At 73.0% G+C, this 6,000-nt stretch carries 5 protein-coding genes; all 5 read right to left on the reverse strand.

Annotated elements, in window-relative coordinates; all coding sequences use genetic code 11:
- Positions 1 to 151: 151 nt before the first annotated feature.
- The gene (locus tag GCL84_RS23245) at positions 152 to 1,699 is read right to left on the reverse strand and encodes a S1C family serine protease (protein ID WP_156757642.1); all 1,548 of its coding nucleotides are present in this window, start codon (positions 1,697 to 1,699) and stop codon (positions 152 to 154) included.
- Positions 1,700 to 1,755: 56 nt separating this feature from the next.
- Positions 1,756 to 2,850: a galactose-1-phosphate uridylyltransferase gene (gene galT, locus GCL84_RS23250; RefSeq protein ID WP_156757643.1), complete on the reverse strand. Its 1,095-nt coding sequence runs from the start codon at positions 2,848 to 2,850 to the stop codon at positions 1,756 to 1,758.
- Between the two features lie 84 nt (positions 2,851 to 2,934).
- Entirely contained in the window at positions 2,935 to 4,338 is a 1,404-nt protein-coding gene (locus GCL84_RS23255; RefSeq protein ID WP_156757676.1) for a sensor histidine kinase, read from the reverse strand.
- 2 nt (positions 4,339 to 4,340) lie between these two features.
- Entirely contained in the window at positions 4,341 to 5,042 is a 702-nt protein-coding gene (locus tag GCL84_RS23260; RefSeq protein WP_156757644.1) for a response regulator transcription factor, read from the reverse strand.
- A gap of 213 nt (positions 5,043 to 5,255) precedes the next feature.
- Positions 5,256 to 5,951, reverse strand: coding sequence for a GNAT family N-acetyltransferase (locus tag GCL84_RS23265; protein ID WP_156757645.1), 696 nt, complete (start codon positions 5,949 to 5,951; stop codon positions 5,256 to 5,258).
- Positions 5,952 to 6,000 lie beyond the last annotated feature (49 nt).

Genomic DNA, 6,000 nt, shown 5'->3' on the forward strand with positions numbered 1-6,000 from the left:
GAAGGGGCTGCGGAAGCGGAGATGACAGAGCCGCAGGGGGGACCAGGGGTGGGGTCCCGCTCCTGCGGCTCTTGTCTGCTCCGGGGATGGAGCTCCGGTCCGGGGGCAGCGGACCGGGGTTGGTCTGGGCCGCGCGATGGCGGCCCAGCGTCTACTCGACCTCCACCGGTTGGCCGCCGAGGGTCACTTCCACGGTGTTGTTGTCGCCGATGACGAGGGAGACCTTGTCGCCGGGGGCGTGGGAGCGGACCGCGGCCACCAGGGCGTCGGCGGATTCGATGCGGCGGTCGTTGAGCTTGGTGACGATGTCGCCCTGCTTGATGCCCGCGGCCTCGCCCGCGGCGCCGCCGACCACCTCGACGATCAGGGCGCCCCGGGAGCCCTGATCGGCGTCTCGGACGGAGACGCCGAGGACGGTCTGGGTGGCTTTGCCGGTTCTGACGATCTCGTCGACGGTGCGGCGGGCCTGGTTGATCGGGATGGAGAAGCCGATGCCGACTGAGCCGCCCTGGGCGCTGGCGGAGCTGGTGGGGCTGTAGATCGCGGAGTTGATGCCGATGATCTGCCCGGCCATGTTGACCAGTGGGCCGCCGGAGTTGCCCGGGTTGATCGCGGCGTCGGTCTGGATGGCGTCGAGCACGGTGGCCTGGCTGCCGTCCTGGCCGCCCGCGCGGGTGGGGCGGTTGAGCGAGCTGACGATGCCCGAGGTGACCGTGCCCGCCAGTTCGAACGGCGAGCCGATGGCCACCACGCCCTGCCCGACCCGCAGGTCGTCGGAGCGGCCCAGGTCGGCCACCGGCAGGTCGGTCACGCCGCGCGCGCGGACCACGGCCACGTCCGATGTCGGGTCGCGGCCGACGATGATGGCCTCGGCGGTGCGCCCGTTCTGGAACACGACGGTGATCTGGCCGCCGCCTGCCGCGCCCTCGACCACGTGGTTGTTGGTGATGATGAGGCCGTCGCCGCTGACGATGAAGCCCGTTCCCGCGCCCGCGGAGTTGCGGCCGACGACCCGGAGCTGCACCACGCTGGGCAGCACCTTCTGCGCCACCGCCTCGACCGACCCGGCCGGGGCCGACCCGGTCTGGCTCGCGGTGGGCGGGGTGTCCAGCGCGAAGGGCGCGGAGCTGCTGCTCGCGCGGTCGGCGGCGAGGTAGCCGCCGACACCGCCGGACACACCGCCGACGACCAGCGCCAGCACGGCGATGCCGACGACGAGACCGCCCGACCGCCGGGGTGGCGCGGCCTGCTGCGGTTGCGCCTGCTGGAACGGGGTGGCGATGTTCTGGCCCGCGTAGCTGTGGTGCGGCACGGCGGAGCCGTGGAGCGCGCCGCCGTAACCCTGCTGGGGTTGACCCTGCTGGGCCCACGGGGACCACTGCTGCTGGTGGCTGGGGACCGGTGTCTCACCCGTGCCGTACGCGGCGTGAGCCGTCGCCTGCCCGCTCGCGGCGTCGTGGGGCGAGTGCTCTTGGGCGGAGTGCCCGGCCCCCGGCGCCCCGGGGCCCTGCTCCCCGGTCGCCAGGGGGCCGGACTCCACTCGACCGGGGCCCTGCTCCCCGGCCGGAGTCCGATCACCCGACTCGCCCGCCTGCCCGCCGCGCGGCGCCGCGGAGGCCCCTGGGCCCCCGTGCGCCGACCACGGGCTGACCGCACCGGGTTCCGCGCCGGCGGGGCTGTCGTGGTTGTTCTCGGTCATGTGTCCACCTTGCGCCTCTCGACTGAGAATGACCTGAGATGTGCCTGTGCGACTGCCTAGGAATCGGCCCCGTAGCGGTCGGGGGCCGAGCGCAGCCGGGCGGCGAGGTCCTCCGGGGCGACGTCGTTGATCCAGACCGCCATCCCGGACTCGGAGCCCGCCAGGTACTTGAGCTTGTCCGCCGTGCGCAGCACCGAGAAGACCTCCAGGTGCAGCCAGGCCAGGTCCCGGCCGGTGCGCACGGGGGCCTGGTGCCAGGCCGCGATGTAGGGCAGTTGGCGGTCGTGCAGCCCGTCCAGCCTGCCCAGGACCTTGAGGTAGAGCACGGCGAAGTCGTCGCGCTCGGCCTCGGTGAGGGCGGGCAGGTCGGGGACCTGCCGGTGCGGCACGACGTGCACCTCCACCGGCCACCTGGCCGCGGCGGGCACGAACGCGGTCCAGTGCTCGGACTCGAACAGCACCCGGGAGCCGTCGGACCTCTCCCCGGCCAGGACGTCGCCCATCACCGGCCGCCCGTGCTCGCCCAGGTACCGCTCGGCCTCGGCGAGCATCAGCGCTGTGCGCGGGGTGACGAACGGGTAGCCGTAGATCTGCCCGTGCGGGTGGCTCAGCGTCACCCCGATCTCGTCGCCCCGGTTCTCGAACGGGAAGACCTGCTCGACACCGGGCAGCGCGCCCAGCGCCCCGGTCCGGTCCGCCCACACGTCCACCACGGTGCGCACCCGGCTCGCGGGCAGCTCGCCGAACGACGTCGTGTGCTGGTCGGTGAAGCACATGACCTCGCACCGGCCCAGGCCCGGTCCGACCGCGACCAGCCCCGGTTCCACCTGCCCGGTCGCGTGCTGGGAGAAGGACGGGAACCGGTTCTCGAACACGACGACGTCGTAGCCCGCCTCCGGCACCTCCGTCGGCTTGCCCTCGGCGGACGGGCACAGCGGGCACAGCCCGGCCGGGGGCTTGTAGGTCCTGGTCTGCCGGTGGGCGGCGAGCGCGACCCACTCGCCGGTCAGCGGGTCGCGCCGGATCTGCGACGCGGTGGTGCTGGGCGGCAGGTCGCGCGAGTCGACGGCTCTGCGCTCCGGGGCGCCCGGGGAGTCGTCGAAGTAGATGATCTCTCGGCCGTCGGCCAGGCCCCGGACTGTTCGCCTCACCCTGGCAGCTTAGGTCGGGTCGTGGGGGCCGCGCCGATCACGACTATCGCGGACACGGACCCCGCAACCCGACCTGGGGGATGCTCAGCCCGGCTCACCGGGGAGCCGCAGCGCCATCAGCGCGCCGCCGTCGGCGGAGCGGCTGGCGAACACCGACCCGCCGTGCCGCTCGGCCGCCTGCTTGACGATGGCCAGGCCCAGGCCGGAGCCGGGCAGCGTGCGCGCCTCCTCCGACCGGTAGAACCGCTCGAACACGTGCGGCAGGTCCGCGTCGGCGATGCCCGGCCCGGCGTCGGCGACCTGCAGGAAGGCGTGGCCGTCCCCGGTCGGGGCCAGCTCGACCCGCACCACGCCGCCGGGCGGGCTGAACTTGACCGCGTTGTCCAGCAGGTTCAGCACCGCGCGCTCCAGCGACGCCGCGTGCCCGATCAGGTGCCACGGCTGCAGCGCGACCTCGAACCGGATGTCGCCCGCGCGCCTGCGGGCCCGCTCCAGCGCGGCGTCGACGACCTCGACCAGCTCCACGTGCTCCTGCACCGTGGGCGCGGCGTCCTCGCGGGCCAGGTCGACCAGGTCGCCGATGAGCTGGGTCAGCTCGTCGAGCTGGGCCTGCAGGTCCTCCTGGATCTCGCGCTTGTCCTGCGGGTCCAGCGTCGGCGCGCCGGGCTGCTCGGAGGCCATCATGAGCTCCAGGTTGGTGCGCAGCGAGGTCAGCGGGGTGCGCAGCTCGTGGCCCGCGTCGGCGACGAGCCTGCGCTGCCGCTCCTGCGATTCGGCGACGGCGCCGAGCATGGTGTTGAAGCTGCTGGACAGCCGCGACAGCTCGTCGTCGCCGGAGACCGGGATCGGCCGGAGGTCGCCGGTCCTGGCCACCCGTTCGGTCGCGGCGGTGAGCCGCTGCACGGGCAGCAGGCCGCCGCGGGCGACCGCCGTGCCCGCCAGCGCGGCGACGATGATGCCCGCGCCGCCGATCACGATGAGCACTACGGAGAGCTTGCCGAGCAGGCTCTTGGTCGAGTCCAGCGGCTGGGCCAGCACCAGCGCGGTGTTGGGCAGGAACGGGTAGGGCTTGGTGAGGATGCGCGAGTCGGTCGCGGCGTCGGTGCGGATCGAGCTCTCCGACCGGCCCGAGGCCACCGCGACCTCCTGCTCGGCCACCGCGGGGTGCTCGATGTCGACGTTGAACACCGAGTTGCCGCGCGCGTCGATGACGTCGAACTTGATGTCGCTGAGCTCGAGGAACACCTGCGGGATGCGGGTCTGGGTGGCGTCGACGACCTCGGTGCTGCGGACCAGCGCCGTCGCCCGCTGCTCCAGGTTGAGGTCTACCTGCTCGTAGATGCCGAGGAAGACGGTGTAGTAGGCGCCGAAGGACACCAGCGCCACCGCTCCGCCGACGCACAGCGCGGCGAGCAGCGTGATCCGGGAGCGCAGCGAGACCCGCTGGCGCTCGCGGGGGGTCGTGTCCTCGTGCTGGCCGAGGAACATGCTCACGGAGGCGTCTCGCGCAGCACGTAACCCACGCCGCGCACGGTGTGCAGCAGGCGGGGCTCGCCATCGGCCTCGGTCTTGCGGCGCAGGTAGCCGACGTAGACCTCCAGCGCGTTGCCGGAGGTGGGGAAGTCGTAGCCCCACACCTCCTCCAGGATGCGGCTGCGGGTCAGCACCTGCTTGGGGTGCGACAGCAGCAGCTCCAGCAGCGCGAACTCGGTGCGGGTCAGGCTGATCTCGCGCTCGCCCCGGCGCACCTCGCGGGTGCCGGGGTCCATCTCCAGGTCGGCGTGGGACAGCTTGGCCGCCTGCGGCCCGCCCGCCTGCTCCGCGGTGGCGCGGCGCAGCAGGGCGCGCAGCCGGGCCAGCAGCTCCTCGAGGGCGAAGGGCTTGGGCAGGTAGTCGTCAGCCCCCGCGTCGAGCCCGGCGACCCGGTCGGAGACCAGGTCGCGTGCGGTCAGCACGAGGATGGGCAGGTCGTCGCCGACGCCGCGCAGCCGCCTGCAGACCTCCAGGCCGTCGAGCCTGGGCATCATGACGTCGAGCACCATGGCGTCCGGCCTGGTGGCGTCGGCGCCGAGCACCGACTCCAGCGCCTGCTGGCCGTCGCTGGCGAGGTCTACCTGGTAGCCGTTGAACTGCAGCGACCTGCGTAGTGACTCGCGCACGGCCCGATCGTCGTCGACAACGAGGATGCGCATGTGGTCAGTGTGTCTCGCTCTGCTGAGACGCGCCTGAGAAGGGGTTCTTAGTGCCTCTGGGGCTGGGGCCTGTCCCGTGGGGCCGTGGAGCTACAAGCGGCCAGGACTGGGTCGAGGCCCAGGGATGACAGGGCTTGTTCTGTGGGGAGTGGTCGTGGGGTGCTGGGTTAGGTGGGTGAAGTGCTTTTGGACGGGGTGGGTGGGGAGTGGGGGCTAGAAGGCGTCGGCTAGGCGGGGGTGGCCGGGGGCGCCTGTTAGGCGGTCTAGGGCTTGGGCGGTGGAGGGGTCGCCGGTTAGGAGGCCTGCTCGGCGTAGTTGGGGGGTGGTGGCTGCGCCGGTGTACCAGGGGCCCAGGGCTCGGGTGGACAGGCGGACCGTGCCTGCGCCGCCTCGGTGGGCGGTGACGTGGCCTGATTCGGCGGTGAGGCGCCAGCGGCCTGCTTGCCAGGGGGCGTGCTCGTCCGCGACCTCGATGTCGACGGTGAGGTCGGGGGCGTGGGGCCAGCCCCGGGCGGCTACGGCGGTGGGGAGGTCGACCACGCGCAGCATCCACGATTCGGCGACCGCGCCTCGGGTGGCGGGTTCGGGGAGGACCAGGTCGAGCAGGGTTGGGTCGACCACGTGGACGGTGGCCTCCGTGGTGCCGCCGGACCAGGAGGCGAGTTGGCGGAGCAGGGCGTGGGCGGTGTCGACGTCGTCGGCTACCAGGTCGTAGACGCGGAGGGTCTTGCCGTCGGGGCGGTTGGCGACCAGGTAGCCGGTTGGGCCGTCGGGGCCTGGTGCGACGGTGAAGACGTCCAGGCGCAGGGCGCGGCTCATGGTGAAGGCGGGGGTGCCCCGGTCCAGGGCGCCGTCGATGCCGCTGGCCGTGCGCAGGTAGAGACGGTGGATGGCGCCTAGATGAGTGATTCCGTGAAGGTGGTGTGAGGCGGGTCGGTGTCACCGCGTGGGAGGAGGG

Origin of the sequence: Actinokineospora pegani, assembly GCF_009745975.1 — a bacterium.
GTDB lineage: Bacteria > Actinomycetota > Actinomycetes > Mycobacteriales > Pseudonocardiaceae > Actinokineospora > Actinokineospora pegani.

Bases quoted from the DNA above. Each gene is read 5' to 3' on its own strand.
- GCL84_RS23255 (WP_156757676.1), bottom strand. From the start codon at position 4,338: ATGTTCCTCGGCCAGCACGAGGACACGACCCCCCGCGAGCGCCAGCGG.
- GCL84_RS23260 (WP_156757644.1), bottom strand. From the start codon at position 5,042: ATGCGCATCCTCGTTGTCGACGACGATCGGGCCGTGCGCGAGTCACTA.
- GCL84_RS23245 (WP_156757642.1), bottom strand. From the start codon at position 1,699: ATGACCGAGAACAACCACGACAGCCCCGCCGGCGCGGAACCCGGTGCG.